General features: G+C 72.4%; 13 protein-coding genes. 5 read left to right on the top strand and 8 right to left on the bottom strand.

Annotated elements, in window-relative coordinates:
* Positions 1 to 4: 4 nt before the first annotated feature.
* Positions 5 to 883, bottom strand: a complete 879-nt coding sequence (locus MF672_RS08890) for a helix-turn-helix domain-containing protein (RefSeq protein WP_308210470.1) — start codon at positions 881 to 883, stop codon at positions 5 to 7.
* 130 nt (positions 884 to 1013) lie between these two features.
* Entirely contained in the window at positions 1014 to 1544 is a 531-nt protein-coding gene (locus MF672_RS08885; protein WP_242372359.1) for a SirB2 family protein, read from the bottom strand.
* A 404-nt stretch (positions 1545 to 1948) separates the two neighbouring features.
* On the opposite strand from MF672_RS08885, the gene MF672_RS08880 reads away from it, so the two are divergent.
* The gene (locus MF672_RS08880; RefSeq protein WP_242372361.1) at positions 1949 to 2251 is read left to right on the top strand and encodes a hypothetical protein; all 303 of its coding nucleotides are present in this window, start codon (positions 1949 to 1951) and stop codon (positions 2249 to 2251) included.
* A gap of 227 nt (positions 2252 to 2478) precedes the next feature.
* On the opposite strand, the gene MF672_RS08875 is transcribed toward MF672_RS08880, so the two are convergent.
* Positions 2479 to 3000 carry a C40 family peptidase gene (locus MF672_RS08875; RefSeq protein ID WP_242372364.1) on the bottom strand — a complete coding sequence of 174 codons (522 nt, stop codon included), beginning with the start codon at positions 2998 to 3000 and terminating at the stop codon, positions 2479 to 2481.
* A gap of 315 nt (positions 3001 to 3315) precedes the next feature.
* Here MF672_RS08875 and MF672_RS08870 point away from each other — a divergent pair, with 315 nt between their 5' ends.
* Entirely contained in the window at positions 3316 to 3660 is a 345-nt protein-coding gene (locus MF672_RS08870) for an STAS domain-containing protein (RefSeq protein ID WP_242372365.1), read from the top strand.
* A 9-nt stretch (positions 3661 to 3669) separates the two neighbouring features.
* Here MF672_RS08870 and MF672_RS08865 read toward each other — a convergent pair whose 3' ends face one another.
* The 5 genes from MF672_RS08865 to MF672_RS08845 are packed head-to-tail and all read right to left on the bottom strand — an operon-like array spanning position 3670 to position 10774.
* A complete protein-coding gene (locus MF672_RS08865) occupies positions 3670 to 5889 on the bottom strand; it encodes a terpene synthase family protein (protein WP_242372368.1) in 2220 nt (739 codons plus the stop codon).
* 24 nt (positions 5890 to 5913) lie between these two features.
* Positions 5914 to 7281: a family 2B encapsulin nanocompartment shell protein gene (locus MF672_RS08860; protein ID WP_242372371.1), complete on the bottom strand. Its 1368-nt coding sequence runs from the start codon at positions 7279 to 7281 to the stop codon at positions 5914 to 5916.
* A 40-nt stretch (positions 7282 to 7321) separates the two neighbouring features.
* On the bottom strand, positions 7322 to 8731 hold the full coding sequence (locus MF672_RS08855) for a family 2B encapsulin nanocompartment shell protein (protein WP_242372375.1): 1410 nt from the start codon (positions 8729 to 8731) through the stop codon (positions 7322 to 7324).
* On the bottom strand, positions 8728 to 9711 hold the full coding sequence (locus MF672_RS08850) for a 4-hydroxy-3-methylbut-2-enyl diphosphate reductase (protein ID WP_242372378.1): 984 nt from the start codon (positions 9709 to 9711) through the stop codon (positions 8728 to 8730). The genes MF672_RS08855 and MF672_RS08850 overlap by 4 nt, the downstream gene beginning before the upstream one ends.
* Positions 9712 to 9724: 13 nt before the next feature.
* A complete protein-coding gene (locus tag MF672_RS08845) occupies positions 9725 to 10774 on the bottom strand; it encodes a polyprenyl synthetase family protein (protein ID WP_242372381.1) in 1050 nt (349 codons plus the stop codon).
* Positions 10775 to 10897: 123 nt separating this feature from the next.
* Here MF672_RS08845 and MF672_RS08840 point away from each other — a divergent pair, with 123 nt between their 5' ends.
* From MF672_RS08840 to MF672_RS08830, 3 genes are all read left to right on the top strand, one after another.
* The gene (locus MF672_RS08840; RefSeq protein ID WP_308210469.1) at positions 10898 to 12640 is read left to right on the top strand and encodes a 1-deoxy-D-xylulose-5-phosphate synthase; all 1743 of its coding nucleotides are present in this window, start codon (positions 10898 to 10900) and stop codon (positions 12638 to 12640) included.
* Positions 12628 to 13737, top strand: coding sequence for a flavodoxin-dependent (E)-4-hydroxy-3-methylbut-2-enyl-diphosphate synthase (ispG, locus tag MF672_RS08835; protein WP_242372384.1), 1110 nt, complete (start codon positions 12628 to 12630; stop codon positions 13735 to 13737). Before MF672_RS08840 ends, ispG begins: the two co-directional genes overlap by 13 nt.
* Positions 13738 to 13847: 110 nt before the next feature.
* Positions 13848 to 14894: an NAD-dependent epimerase/dehydratase family protein gene (locus MF672_RS08830; protein WP_242372387.1), complete on the top strand. Its 1047-nt coding sequence runs from the start codon at positions 13848 to 13850 to the stop codon at positions 14892 to 14894.
* The last annotated feature ends 14 nt before the right edge of the window (positions 14895 to 14908 follow it).

Here is a 14908-nt window from a genome sequence, read left to right as displayed (position 1 = left end):
CGCCTCAGAGCCGGGCGATGATGCCGCGCAGGATCGCCGGGGTCTCGGCCGGGGGCGGGGCGTGCACGCCCAGCTCGTTGAGCAGGTGGCGGTAGGGGCGCACCTCGGCCTCCTTGGTGAAGAACTGGGCGCCGGTGAGGTGCTCGGCGTAGACCATGTCGCCCAGCCCCTCCTGGGCGAAGCGCAGCAGGGTGACCGGGCCGCCGCCGCCGAGCGCCGCCCCGGCGGAGAACGGGAACACCTGCAGCGTGACGTGCGGCCGCTCGGCCATGCGCGCCAGGTGTTCGAGCTGGGCCCGCATGGTCTCCTCGTCGCCGACCCGGCGGTGCAGCACGCCCTCGTCGAGCACCGCCCAGAGCTTGCGCGGCGCGGGCGGGTCGAGGATGCGGCGGCGGCGCAGGCGCACGGCGAGCAGCCGCTCGACGCGCTCGGCGGGCTCGCCCTCGTGGCTGCTCCTCAGCACCTCGCGGGCGTAGCCCTCGGTCTGGAGCAGGGCCGGGACGAACTGCACGGCGTAGCCGCGGATGAGCGCGGCGTCCTGCTCCAGGCCCAGGTAGGGCTCGAACCAGTCGGGGACGACGTCGCGGTATTCCTGCCACCAGCGCGGCACGTTGGCCTGGGCGACGAGGGCCAGCAGGCTGTCGCGTTCGGCCTGGTCGCGCACGCCGTACAGGAGCAGCAGGTCGGTCACGTCGCGCGGCTTGAAGCTGGTGCGGCCGGCCTCCATGCGGCTGATCTTGGACTGCGAGCCGCGGATGGTGTAGGCGGCGGCCTCGCGGGTGACGCCGGCGGCCTCGCGGAGCCGGCGCAGGTGGGCGCCGATGAGGAGGCGTAGGGCGCTCGGCCCGGATTGCAGGGAATCACGATCCGGTATTTCGGTCATGTCGCCCATATTGTGAGCACTCCGCATCTATGCTCCTCAATCGGCATCTCGCCACGGTTCCGGCCCGTGGTCAATCCTGCCACGCCCTCCGGCCCGTGTACTGTATTTCCTGCTGAACGAAATGTGCCGCTTATTTGTGCTTTTCCTGCGGATCCGCCAAATTTTTCACGGTTCCGCCGGGGCGTGGGGCGTCCCCCCGGCGTGACCCGCGCGGCTTGAAGACCGACAGCGCCGTCGCCGCCAGCAGCATCGCGAGCTGCGTCCCCGGCACCGCCACCTGCCCCCACTGCCGGCCGGCCCCGGCCGCCCCGCCCCCCGCGGTCGCCTCGGCCATTCCCGCCGGGTCGAACAGGAACATGCCGGTGCAGATGACCGCCACCAGCAGCACCAGCTTGGCCGTCACCCAGTAATAGCGAAACAGCCCCCAATGACCGCCCAGCCCGAGCGTGATCCCGCTGATCAATGCGGTCAGGCTGAGCGGTATCCCGCCCGCGAACACCAGCACCGGCATCAGCCGATAGGCGGCGTGCGCCAGCTCCCCGTCCTTAGTCAGGGCGGCCGCCGTATTCAGCGCCACCAGCCCCCACACCTCGCCCGCGAGCGCGACGGAGACGGCGATGTGGATAACCAGGACCGTCTTGCGGATACGCGGTCGCAGCATGCTCACCTCACTCGGATTCGCCGAACTGACGGCCATCGTCCCGGCTTTGTCCGCGCCGGTCGTCGGCCCCCGGATGGCGCTCCAGGTACGCCGGGAGGCGTAGCCGGAAGCTCAAGTTTCGGGTGATCATCCCTCATGGCGGGGTGAATGGCTGCGGCGCATTTCTCGGGCGCAGCTAAAACAAATGCCTTTCACCGGCCCACGGCAGTGCGGTATTCGCCGCGCTCGGCCGATGAGCGTGAAAACCCAATGCCAAGAAATCGAGGTGCCTCCTTGACCTCGATGAGGGCTTTCTGAGTTGCGGATTTCGCTGCCTGCCGCGATTGTTATTCCCGGCACCTCACAGCCCTGCACAAACGACTATGGCGTCGGGAATTCCGCGCCGATCCATGGAGGAAACAATCATGATCCGTCGTATCCTCGCCGGTGCAGCGATCGCGGCCGTCGCTCTTGGCTTCTCGGCCTCCGCTGCCTCCGCTGACGTCGGCCCCAACCCGCACAACGGCGGCCAGGCCGTTCTGAGCCAGTGGCAGATCATCGACGACGTCCTGAACGACGTGCTGAACGACTCGCTCGAGAGCATCGACGTCAACATCATCCAGATCGCCGACGAGGTCGAGCTCGACCTGCTGAACAACAACCAGCCCGAGGTCGGCGACGCCAACAAGGGTGTCGACATCGACAACGCCGGCTCCGACCTCAGCTAAGGACGGCGTAGGCAGGAGGGTCGATCGCGGCTCCCGTGTGCGGAGCCGCCTGGCCAGTCGCCTTCCTGGTGCCTAGGTGAGCGACCAGGGCCCGACGTGGGGACTCGCGAGACCACGGACGGCCCTTGAGGTCACCGAAAATTGTTCGGGCGCTGTGCGGCCCCGGGCCGGCTCTTTCGCGAGGGGCCGGTCAGGGGCCGCACGGCTCATTTCCGCGTCCGGGCAGGTCACCGCTCGTCCGCGCGCCCGACGCCCGGCCGCACCACCCCCAGGAAGTCGGACCGGTCGAGCCGGTCCAGCCGCACGAACGCCCCCGTGTAGGGCGCGTGCACCATCGTCCTCGCGTCGACCGCGATCCCGACGTGCTCCGGCCCGGGATGCGCGCGGTCGTTGTCGTAGAAGACCAGGTCCCCTGGTTCGATCAGCTCCTTCGGCAGGCGGATGCCGGCGCGCCACTGCTCCTGCGACGTGGTCCCGATGAGCGCCCCCGCCCGCGCGTAGGCGTACTCGGTGAGGCCCGAGCAGTCGAAGCCGCGCGTCCCCGCTCCCTTGCCGATGCCGTACCCGGGCCCGCGCACCCCGCCGCCGCCCCACGAGTACGGCACCCCGACCATCTCCAGCGCCGCCCGCAGCGCGATCCCGCCGGCGGCCGAGCGCGCCCGGTGCGCGGCCTGCGCGGCCGGTGACTGGAGCAGGCACACGACGACGCATGCCGCCGCCGTGAATGCCCGTGAGCTTTTTCCGTTCATGCGTTCTCACCCCCGTCTGCTGTGCGGCTTTCTCTACCGCGGAAAGGCGCGGGAAGTCTTCCGACAAAAGCGGACGAGTCGCGAAAAATCCGGGCCGGGAAGATCCATGGCAAACCGGGCAGAACGGGTATCCGGCCCCGGCGTACACGGGGCTCGACGCCTCCCCTGGCGATGGCGCGACGGCCGCCGGGAAAGGCCCTTCAGGATTACGCGCTAATTCGGTCATATTCCCGCGAAGATCACATACCGAAACATCCTTCGTGTAGCCTTGGTTCTGGCCCCCGGGGAGCGTATGTGCAGGGGGGTGTGAGGGGTGTGAACCGTCTCGACGAGCGGCTGCTCCATCAGGACGAGCAGCTCAAGGTCACCGTGCGCGCGACGGCCGAGGCGCCCGTCGTCACGCTGATCGGCCAGATCGACGCCTCCAACAGCCATGCCTTGGCCCTCGCCCTGGCCGGCTGCCGCCAGGGCGCGTACATCGTCGTCGACACCGGCGGGCTGACCTTCGTCGACGTCTCGGGGCTGCGCGTGCTGGCCCTGCCGGCGCTGCCGCCGGAGCAGCGCTGGATCCGGCTGCGCAACCCTACGCCGTACCAGCTCCGGCTGCTGCGCCTGATGGGCTGGTACCACGAGCCCCGCGCCCATCACCTGCCCATCTGAAGCCCGCTCTCACCTGCCGGTGAGCCCGCCGCTGAGCCCGCCGGTCAGCTTACTGGCGAGCGGGGTGAAGGCGACCGCGGCCGAGGTGCCGAGGCCGGTCGGGCCGCCGAGCGTGAAGCGCGGCGGCAGGTGGTGCCGGCGCAGGCTCTCCTCGTCGTAGCGGAAGCAGCCGCGGTGCCAGTTGAGTATGCCCGCCAGCCAGTCGCGCAGCTCCGCCACGAACCCGTCCAGGGCGGCCCGCGCCTCGCCGTCCAGGCCGAACTCCGCGCACACGACCGGCAGCTCGTCGGCGACGATGTGCTCGAACTGCCGCACCCGCGAGGCCATCAGGTCGTTGACGATGCCGAGCGCGGTGCGCCGGTCGCAGTCGAAGAAGTTCTGGACGACCAGGACGCAGTTGTGCACCTCGCCCTGGAACTCGATCTCCTTCTGGTAGGAGAAGATGTCGTTGAGCAGGCAGCCGGCGTCCATCATGGCGTTCTCCAGCGCCTGCATCGAGCCGCTGGCGTACACCTCGTCCGGCACGCCCTTCTCGTGCCGCAGCCGGCACAGGTTCATCGTCAGGTCGGAGCCGAAGGTCAGCCGGCGCATCTCCAGGTAGTCCACCGGGTCGGGGACGTGCCGGGCGATCTCGTTGGCCAGCTCCCACAACCAGCCCTGGCACATCTTCTCCACCGCCGCGCGCAGCCGGGCGCGGTGCGCGGGCGGCATGGGCGCGGCCGTGCGCGCCCACACGTCGGCCAGCCCGCGCTCCAGCGCGCCCGCCGGCGGCGGCGGGGGCGTGCCGTCGAGCGGCATGAACGCCGAGAACCTGGCCACCGCGATCCTGGCGGCGGCCAGGTTCGCGGTGCGGCCGTAGACCACGGGGAAGTAGTCGTCGCCGTAGGTGCCCCAGGCCAGCCAGAACGAGGCCAGGTCCAGTTCCTCCGGGGTGGCGTCGGGATGCAGCCCGGCCGCGCACAGCGGCAGGTCGTAGTCGGCCACCTTGCGCTCGTCCCACACCGCCGACCCGGCCACCCCCGGCTGGGCCTCCAGCATGCCCATCTCCCGGCACCAGGCCACCGTGTGCCGCCGCGCGTCGTCGAGGTGCGGCGAGAGCCGGAGCGGGAACGGCACGTACAGGTCGGGGATCTCGCTCGGCCCCACCCGCTGGTACGGCACGTGCGTGAAGTTCCTGACCCGCTTGGCGCCCAGCAGGTCGACCAGCGAGGACATGCCGAGCGGCCGGCTCGCCCCGGCCCGCTCGTTCATGTACCGGCTGGAGCGCAGGTGCCACTCGTGGCCGCCCGACTGCCAGTCCTGGAGCCCCTTGACGTAGGCCAGCACCCCGGCCGCCGTGACCGGGTCGACGCCGTGCTCGGCGAACAGCGGCCCCAGCTCGAAGACCGCCGTGTGCTCGAACTGCTGCAGCCGCGAGGTCAGCAGGTCGTTGACCGCGTTCGCCGCCTCCTGCGTGGTGCAGCCGAGGAAGGTCTCCAGCACCAGCACGCCGTTGCTCAGCTCGCCCTCGTCGCCCACCTCCCGCTGGTAGGAGAACAGGTCGTTGCGCAGGTGCACGGCGTCGGAGAAGGCGTCCTTCAGCACCCGCAGCGGCCGGGTGGCGGCCAGCCGGGCCGGCACCTCGGCCCGCACGGCGTGCTCGACCAGCCCCGCCGACCAGGGCGCGCCGCCGACCTTGCGGCGCATCTCGACGTACTCGACGGGGTTGGCGATGCGGCCGGTGTTGATGTTGGCCAGCTCCCACAACGACTCGTTCAGCAGGTTGCGGGTGCTCTCGGCGAACCGCTCGCGCCAGCCGGCCGACATGCCGGGCACCGTGCGGACCCACAGGTCGGCGAGGCCCGCCTCGACCGGGTTGCGCGGCTCCGGCATCGACAGGTCGTCGCCCATCGGCATGAACGCCGCCAGCCTGGCCAGGTAGCCCCGGCTGCCGTCGAGGTCGCCGGGGCGCTTGTACACCTCCAGGAAGTGGTCGTCGAAGAAGAACACCCACACGTACCAGTCGGTGATCAGGCACAGCTCGTCGGCGTCGCAGTCGGGGTGGGTGTAGGCGCACATCAGCGGATAGTCGTGCGCGTCGAGGTCGGCCTCCTCCCAGACGCCCGAGCCCTCCAGCATGCCCATGTCGCGCGCCCACTGCTTGGCGTGCGCGTTCGCGACCTCCAGATGGGGGTTCAGCCGGGCCGGGTACGGCACGTAGAAGTCCGGCAGTTCGAACGGCTGGCTCATCCATGCTCCTTCACGAGGGAACGTTCAGCGGGCCACCTCGGCGTGCTCCAGCGCGCCGAGCGCGTCCGGCACCAGCACGGCGGCCGAGTAGTAGGCGCTGACCAGGTAGGAGGCGATGCCGTGCGGGTCGATGCCGGTGAAGCGCACGCTCAGCCCCGGCTCCCGCTCGTCCGGCACCGCGGCCGGGCGCAGCCCGACGACGCCCTGGTCGTCCTCGCCGGTGCGAAGGACGAGGATCGTGCTGGTGCCCTGCCGGGTGACCGGGATCTTGTCGCAGGGCAGCAGCGGCACGCCGCGCCAGGCGGTCAGCCGGGCCCCGTGCAGCTCGACGCTCTCCAGGTAGACTCCGCCGGCGCTGCACTGCCGGTGGAAGGCGGCGATGGCCTGCGGATGGGCGAGGAAGAAGCGCGACTTCTTGCGGCGGCAGAGCAGCTCGTCGAGGTCGTCGGGGCCGGGCGGGCCGGTGCGGGTGTAGATCCGCTGCCGGGGGTCGACGTTGTGCAGCAGCCCGAAGTCGCGGTTGTTGACCAGCTCGTGCTCCTGCGACTCGCGCAGCGCCTCGACCGTCAGCCGGAGCTGCTCCTCGGTCTGGTCCATCGGCTGGTTGTACAGGTCGGCGACCCTGCTGTGGACGCGCAGCACGGTCTGCGACAGGCTCATCGGGTATTCGCGCGGCCCGGGGTCGTAGTCGACGAACGTGCCGGGCAGCGGATGCTCGCCCCGGTGGCCGGCGGCGATCGCGACGGCCGCCTCGCCCAGCGTGTTGCGCGGCCGGGCGAGGCGGGCGCGGTGCCGCTCGACCTGGGCGCGGAGCGCGGGCGAGCGCGCGGTCAGGGCGTCCAGCTCCTCGCGCGGCAGGGCCAGCACCGTGCAGGGGGTGCGGGTCTCCAGCGTGAACTCCCAGGTCGCGCCCGGCAGGCCGCCGCCGGCGTGGTCGCCGTCGGCCAGCGTGCCGCGCGCCAGGTGGCCGCCGTACCCGGCGGGCTGGAGCTGAGCGACCTTGCCGCGCGCGACGAGCAGGATCTCGTCGGCCGGGCGGCCGGCCCGGGCGATCGTGTCGCCCGGGCCGTACTCCCGCTGCCGGAAGGCGCGGGCGAGGAGGTCCAGCTCCTCGCCGCCCGCCAGCCCGTGCAGCAGGGGCAGCTCCGTCAGGCTCGGTAGGATCACCTGGAGCCGGGCCCCGGTGGTGAAGAAACTCACCCGGCCGCCCCCGACCGGGTAGGTGAGCCGCCGGTTCACCCGGTACGTGCCGGCCGCCACGCCGACCCACGGCAGCATCCGCAACAACCAGCGCGGGGTGATCTCCCGCGCCTGCGGAGGCGTCTTGGTCGTCGTGGCGAGCCCGCGCGCCGCCCGGGTGTCGAGGCTGAGCCTCTGGTCCGACCCCGTCAATGTGCCAACACCACCATTCCCCCGACGGACGTGCCCCGGGCTAGTCGTTCCTGCCGAGCTCCACGTCCTCCAGGACGCCGAGCGCGTCCGGCACCAGGACCGCGGCCGAGTAGTAGGCGCTGACCAGGTAGGAGACGACGGCCTTGTCGTTGATGTTCATGAACCGCACCGACAGGCTCGGCTGGTACTCGTCGGGGATGCCGGTCTGGTGCAGGCCCACCACGCCCTGGCTCTCCTGTCCGGTGCGCATGAGCAGGAACGACGTCGTGCGGCTGGCCGAGACCGGGATCTTGTTGCACGGGAAGATCGGCACGCCGCGCCAGGCCGGCACCCGGTGCCCGTTGACCTCGCTGCCCTGCGGGTAGACGCCGCGCTTGCTGCACTCCCGGCCGAAGGCGGCGATGGCCTGCGGGTGGGCCAGGAAGAACGCCGGCTCCTTCCACACGGTGGCGAGCAGGTCGTCGAGGTCGTCGGGGGTGGGCGGGCCCGAGCGGGTGCGGATGCGCTGGCTGAAGTCGGCGTTGTGGAGCAGGCCGAACTCCCGGTTGTTGATCAGCTCGTGCTCCTGGCGCTCGCGCAGCGCCTCGATCGTGAGGCGGAGCTGCTGGTCGAGCTGGCTCATCGGCTGGTTGTACAGGTCGGAGACCCGGCTGTGGACGCGCAGGATGGTCTGGGCGACGCTCAGCTCGTACTCGCGGGGGCTGACCTCGTAGTCGACGAACGTGCCGGGCAGCGTCGGCTCGCCGCTGTGGCCCGAGGACATGTCGATGGCGGCCTCGCCGTAGTCGTTCTGGGCCCGCCCGCCGCTGCTGACCCGGCTCTCCAGGTGCTCGCGCAGCGCGTCGGACTGCTCGACGACCTGCTCGAAGTCCTGGCGCGACAACGTCAGCAGCGTGGTGGCGGTCTTGGCCCGCGCGCTGAAGGCGAACGGTGCGCCGTCGGTGAGCGCCTGCTCGCCGAGGTGGTCGCCGTCGGCCAGCACGCCGAGGTCCTGCTCGTCGCCGTAGGCACCACGGCTCACCTTGCCCACCCGGCCGTGCGCGATGAGGACGAGCAGGTCGCCCTGGGCGCCCTCGGCGACGATCTCCTCGCCGGCCGCCACCTCCCGCTGCGTGAAGCGCCCGGCCAGCGCCTCCAGCACCTCCATGTCGTCGAAGCCGCGCAACATGGGCAGCTCGGTCAGCTCCGCCGGGATGACGCGCACCTCCGACCCGGTGGTGCTGAACGTGATGCGGCCGTCCCCCAGGGTGTAGGTGAGCCGCCGGTTCACCCGGTACACACCGCCCGAGCACTGCACCCACGGCAGCAGGCGCAGCAGCCACCGTGAGGTGATCTCCTGCATCTGCGGCGGCGTCTTGGTGGTGGTCGAGAGCTGCCTGGCGGCCTCGGTGCTCAGGCTGAGCTGTCCGTTGCCGTTCTCAGGGGCGGTGGAATGGGTGGTTTCTGTCATGTTCTACCTGCCTGTTCCGTGCTGGGCTGGCCGGGATTGCGGGTCGGACGTAGTTCGGGGGGAAGGGAGAAGGTCAGGGTCTCCTGGGTGACGGTCACCTGCTCGACGTCGGCGTGGCCGCGCGCGGCGAGCCAGTCGAGCAGCTCTTGCACCAGCCGCTCCGGCGCCGAGGCGCCCGAGGTGACGCCCACGGTCTCGACGCCGCGCAGCCACTCCTCGTCGGCCTCGCCGGCGTGGTCCACCAGGTGCGCCGCCCGCGCCCCGGCCTCCAGCGCGACCTCGACCAGCCGCCGGGAGTTGGAGGAGTTGGCCGAGCCGACGACGAGGACCAGCTCGCACTCAGGGGCGATCCTGGCGACCGCCTCCTGACGGTTCTGGCTGGCGTAGCAGATGTCGTCGCTCGGCGGGTCGGCCAGGTGCGGGAAGCGCTCGCGCAGCGCGCCGACCGCGCGCATGGTCTCGTCCACGGCGAGCGTGGTCTGCGACAGCCAGCTCATGCGGCCGGAGCCGGCGGCGCGCAGCCGGTCCGGCACCTCGTCGGGCCGGGCCGGGTCGACCACGTGGACGTGGCCGGGGGCCTCGCCGACCGTGCCCTCCACCTCCTCGTGCTCGGCGTGGCCGATGAGCACGATCTCGTGGCCGGCCTCCGCCATGCGGACGGCCTCCTTGTGGACCTTGGTGACCAGCGGGCAGGTCGCGTCGATGCTGCGCAGCCCGCGCCGCGCCGCCTCGTCCTTGACCGCCGGCGACACCCCGTGGGCGCTGAAGATCACCAGCGCGCCGTCGGGCACCTCGTCGAGCTCCTCGACGAAGACCGCGCCGCGCCGGGACAGCCCGGCGACCACGGAGGTGTTGTGGACGATCTGTTTTCGCACGTAGACGGGCGGGCCGAAGCGTCTCAGCGCCTCCTCGACCGTCACGATCGCCCGGTCGACGCCCGCGCAGTAGCCGCGCGGCGCCGCGAGTAGTACCCGTCCCATCGGGAAAGCCCCCCTACCTGGTGCGGTGCGCGAGCCGGTCGGCGAGCACGGTGAGCGCGCTCGCCGCCTCCGGCTTGATGTCGGCCTCCGCCAGCGCCGTCACGGCCTCGCGCACCCGGTGCTCGATCATGTCCTCGACCTTCGCGACCGCGCCCGTGTCGAGCAGGATCTGCCGCAGCTCGGCGGCGCGCTCCTCGCCCAGCTCCGGGTCGCCGTGCCAGCGCCGCAGGTGCTCGCGCTGCGCGGGCGTGGCCCGGCGCAGCGCGTGGGCGACCAGCACGGTGTGCTTGCCCTCGCGGAGGTCGTCCAGCGCCGACTTGCCGGTCTCCGCCGCCGAGCCGAACGTGCCGAGCACGTCGTCGCGGAGCTGGAACGCCTCGCCCAGCGGCACGCCGAAGCGCGAGTACGACTCCAGCAGCCCGGGGTCGCCGCCGGCGAGCGCGCCGCCGATCTGCAGGGGGCGCTCCACGGTGTACTTGGCGGTCTTGTAGCGGATGACCGTCAGCGCCTCGTCCACGCTCGCGCCGGCGCGGAGCTGGGCGAGCATGTCGAGGTACTGGCCGCTGATCACCTCGGTGCGCATGGCGTCGAAGACGCGGTGCGCGGCCCGCAGCCGGGGCGGGTCGACCCCGCACGACGACAACATGGCGTCGGACCAGGCCAGGCTGAGCGTGCCGAGCAGGATGCCGCCCGCCTGGCCGAACACCTGCGCGCCCGGCCCCGCGTGCAGCCGCTCCAGGCTCTTGTGCACGGTGGAGCGGCCCCGGCGCAGCTCGCTGCCGTCCATGATGTCGTCGTGGATGAGCAGGCCCGCGTGGCACAGCTCCAGCGCCGCCGCGGCCTTGATGATCTCCTCGCAGTCGTCGCCGCCCGCGCCGCGCCAGCCCCAGTAGCACAGTTGTGGCCTGACCCGCTTGCCGCCGCCGAGGACGAACTCGTTCAGCACCTTGTACGCGACCTCGACGTCGGGGTCGGACACGGGGGCCCGCCACGATTCGAGGAAAGCGCTCAGCTGCTGGTCGATGCGTGAACCAAGGGAGTGCTGAGTGAAGCCCACCGGCATGCGCGTGGCTCCTTCGGTCAGTCGGTCGCTACCAATAGTTACTCACCGAATACTCAGCGTGTAAAGTGTCTTTTGTAGCTGGCGACTTGTTTTGCCACAGCAGTCCCAAGGTCAGGGGATGCCATGAAGACCCTGCTGCCCTACGTTTCCACCCCCGACGACCTCCGCGCCCTCCCCTCCGAGCTGCTTCCCGGGCTGGCCCGCGAGATCCGCGCCTTCCTGGTCCGCAAGGTCTCCGCGAGCGGCGGCCACCTGGGCTCCAACCTCGGCGTCGTGGAGCTCACGATCGCCCTGCACCGGGTGTTCCGCTCGCCCGGCGACGTCATCCTGTTCGACACCGGCCACCAGTCCTACGTCCACAAGCTGCTCACCGGCCGCCGCGACGGCTTCGACGCGCTGCGCCGCAGGGGCGGGCTCAGCGGCTACCCGAGCCGCGGCGAGTCCGCGCACGACCACCTCGAAAGCTCCCACGCCTCCACCGCGCTCGCCTACGCCGAGGGCATGGCCAAGGCCCGCCGCCTGACCGGCGACGAGCGGGCCGTGGTGGCGGTGGTCGGCGACGGCGCGCTCACCGGCGGCGTCGCCTGGGAGGCGCTCAACAACCTCGGGGTGGCGGGCGCGCCGCCGGTCATCGTCGTGCTCAACGACAACGGCCGCTCCTACGCCCCCACCCACGGCGCGATCGCCGCCCACCTGGCCCGGCTGCGCGCCACGGTCGACGTCACCGTCTTCGAGAGCCTCGGCCTGCGCTACCTCGGGCCCGTCGACGGCCACGACATCGCCGCCCTGGAGCAGGCGCTGCGCATGGCGCACGAGCTGCGCGCGCCGGTCGTGCTGCACTGCGTCACCCGCAAGGGCGAGGGCTACGGCCCGGCCGAGCGCGACCTCGACGAGCACCTGCACGCCATCCCGGTCACCGACCCCGCCACCGGGCGGCCGCTCGCGCCGGGCCGCCCCACCTGGACCCACGCCTTCGCCGACCACCTGTGCCTGCTCGGCGAGCGCCGCCGCGACCTGGTGGCGATCACCGCCGCGATGCCCGGGCCGACCGGCCTGGCCGCCTTCGGCCGGCGCTTCCCCGGGCGCATGTTCGACGTCGGCATCGCCGAGCAGCACGCGCTGGCCTCGGCGGCGGGCATGGCCATGAGCGGGCTGCACCCCGTGGTGGCCGTCTACGCCACGTTCCTCAACCGCGCCTTCGACCAGGTCGTCACCGACCTCGCGCTGCACCGGCTGCCGGTCACGCTCGTGCTCGACCGGGCCGGGCTCACCGGCCCCGACGGGGCCTCGCACCACGGCATGTGGGACCTCGCGGCGCTGGCGGCGGTGCCCGGCATGCGGGTGGCCGCGCCGCGCGACGCGGTGCGGCTGTGCGAGCTGCTGGAGGAGGCCGTCGCGCACGACGGCCCCACGGCGCTGCGCTTCCCCAAGGCCGTGGTCGAGCCCGAGCTCGCCGCCACGGGCGCGCACGGCGAGGTGGACGTGCTCGCCGGCGGCGGCGACGTGCTGCTCGTGGCCGTCGGGCCCATGGCGCGGCCGTGCCTCGACGCGGCGGCCCTGCTGTCGGCCTCGGGCGTCGGCGTCACCGTGGCCGACCCGCGCTGGGTGATCCCGGTCTCGGCCGACCTGCGGGCGCTGGCGCGCGCCAGCCGGCTCGTGGTCACGGTCGAGGACGGCGTCGCCGCCTCCGGGGCCGGGGCGCTGCTCCGGCAGGCCTGCCCGCCCGGCCTGCCGGTGCTCAACCTCGGGCTGCCCACCGCGTTCGTCGCCCACGGCAGCCGCGCCGAGCTGCTGGCCGAGGCCGGGCTGACCGGCCAGGGCATCGCGTCCGCCGTACGGAAGGAGCTGCCCGGATGCCCGCTGTAGACCTCGGCACGCCGTCCGTCCCGCGCCCGCGCCGCCGGTGCCGCCAGATCATGGTGGGCGGGGTGCCGGTCGGCGGCGACGCGCCCGTCTCCGTCCAGTCCATGACCACCACCGTCACGGCCGACGTCGACGCCACGCTGCGGCAGATCGCCGAGCTGACGGCGGCCGGCTGCCAGATCGTCCGGGTGGCGGTGCCGTCGCAGGACGACGCCGACGCCCTTGCGGCCATCGCCCGCAGGTCGCGGATCCCGGTGGTCGCCGACATCCACTTCCAGCCGAGGTACGTCTTCGCCGCCATCGACGCGGGTTGCGCGGCCGTGCGGGTCAATCCAGGCAACATCAGGAAATTCGACGACAAGGTGGGCGAGATCGCGCGGGCGGCGGGCGCGGCCGGGGTGCCGATCCGCATCGGCGTCAACGCCGGCTCGCTCGACCCCCGGCTGCTGCGCAAGCACGGCCGGGCGACGCCCGAGGCGCTGGTGGAGTCGGCGCTGTGGGAGTGCTCGTTGTTCGAGGAGCACGGCTTCCGCGAGCTGAAGATCTCGGTCAAGCACCACGACCCGCAGGTCACGGTGGCGGCCTACCGGCTGCTGGCGCGGCGCTGCGACTACCCGCTGCACCTCGGTGTCACCGAGGCGGGGCCGCTGCTGCAGGGCACGGTCAAGTCGGCGGTGGCCTTCGGGCTGCTGCTGGCCGAGGGCATCGGCGACACCGTCAGGGTCTCGCTGTCCGCGCCGCCGGTGGAGGAGGTCAAGGTCGGCATCGGCATCCTGGAGTCGCTGGGGCTGCGCGGGCGGCGGCTGGAGATCGTCTCGTGCCCGTCCTGCGGGCGGGCGCAGGTGGACGTCTACACGCTGGCCGACCGGGTGGCGGCGGCGCTCGACGGCTTCCCCCACCCGCTGCGGGTGGCGGTGATGGGCTGCGTGGTCAACGGCCCGGGCGAGGCGCGCGAGGCCGACCTCGGCGTGGCCGCCGGCAACGGCAAGGGCCAGATCTTCGTCAGGGGCGAGGTCGTCAGGACCGTCCCGGAGTCGCGGATCGTGGAGACCCTGGTGGAGGAGGCCCTGCGCCTGGCCGGCGACTTCCCGGACGGCTAGCGCGGCACAAGCGTACGAATTGGTGCAGAAGAAGGCCGAGACGGCCTCGCAGGTCCTCCTACGGCCTCGATGGGCGTTTCACCGGCCGGATAGCGGGCAGCGGTGCCCTCATGAGAGTCGTCGTGGTGGGAGCAACCGGGAACGTCGGCACCAGCGTGGTACGCGCGCTGAGCGCCGACGACAGCGTAACCTCGATCGTCGGGGTCGCGCGCCGCCTGCCCGGTTGGCGCGTCGACCGCACCGAATGGCGGCAGGCCGACGTGGCCTCCGCCGACCTCACCCGGATCTTCGACGGCGCGGCCGCCGTGGTGCACCTGGCCTGGCTGTTCCAGCCGACCAGGGACCCGGCGACGACCTGGCGGGCGAACGTGCTCGGCAGCATGCGGGTCTTCCGCGCCGCCGCCGAGGCCGGGGTGCCGGCGCTGGTGCACGCCTCCTCCGTGGGGGCGTACTCGCCGGGGCCCAAGGACCGTCCGGTGGACGAGAGCTGGCCCACGCACGGCTGGCCGGGCGCCGCCTACGGACGGGAGAAGGCGTACGTGGAACGCGTGCTCGACGTGTTCGAGCACGACCACCCCGGCATCCGGGTGGTGCGGATGCGGCCGGGCTTCATCTTCCAGCGGGCGGCGGCGACCGAGCAGCGCAGGCTGTTCGGCGGCCCGCTGGTGCCGCGGCGGCTCATCCGCGCCGGGCGGATCCCCTTCGTGCCGGACATCCCCGGGCTGCGGCTGCAGGTGCTGCACGCCGAGGACGCCGGGGAGGCCTACCGCCTGGCGGTGGTGCGCGAGGTCGAGGGCGCGTTCAACATCGCCGCCGAGCCGGTGCTCGACCCCCACGACCTCGCCGAGCTGCTCGACACCCGTACCGTGCCGGTCCCGCGGGGGCTGGCCAAGGCGGCCGTCGCGGCCGGCTGGCGCCTCAGGCTGGTGCCCGCCTCGCCGGGGCTGTTCGACCTGGCCCTGCGGCTGCCGGTGATGAGGACCGATCGTGCCAGGGACGTGCTGGGCTGGCGGCCGCGGCACTCGTCCCTGGAGGCCATGCGGGAGCTGTTCGAGGGACTGCACGACGGCGCGGGCATGGACACCCCGCCGCTCGCCCCCGACGGCCCCGCGCGCCGCGTGAAGGAGTTCGCGACGGGCATGGGCGCACGCCCGTGACGCAATCCCGGAAC

It is taken from the genome of Actinomadura luzonensis (assembly GCF_022664455.2).
Taxonomy (GTDB): Bacteria; Actinomycetota; Actinomycetes; order Streptosporangiales; family Streptosporangiaceae; genus Nonomuraea; species Nonomuraea luzonensis.
This window is presented reverse-complemented; position numbering and strand designations above follow the sequence as displayed.